We start from the raw sequence: 240 nt of genomic DNA, 5'->3' as shown, positions 1-240 counted from the left end.
GCATGTGGGTCCCTGCCACGAGTCAGACCCGCGTGAACTTTTGCTGCGACACAACGGTGTTGTACTGGGTGTCGTAACTGTGGTGTCCCCGCAGACGGGTTACCTTCTTGCTGGCGTCACAGGTCGGCACCAGTTTCCATGTGCCGCCCACCTCTACACCCCGGCTGCCGTTGCTGTCGTAGGTCTTCGCCCACCACCAACTCCACACTCCATCCTGGGAGCCCTCTACCCAGGTGCCGT

General features: G+C 61.7%; 1 protein-coding gene. It reads right to left on the bottom strand.

The genetic code is table 11. The annotated features are described in order from the left end of the window. Positions 1-22 precede the first annotated feature (22 nt). Positions 23-240 (bottom strand): hypothetical protein (locus MFF64_RS37300; protein ID WP_238194114.1); only part of this gene is annotated, 218 nt, incomplete at its 5' end.

It is taken from the genome of Methylobacterium frigidaeris (assembly GCF_022179185.1).
In the GTDB taxonomy this organism is placed as follows: Bacteria; Pseudomonadota; Alphaproteobacteria; order Rhizobiales; family Beijerinckiaceae; genus Methylobacterium; species Methylobacterium frigidaeris.
This window is presented reverse-complemented; position numbering and strand designations above follow the sequence as displayed.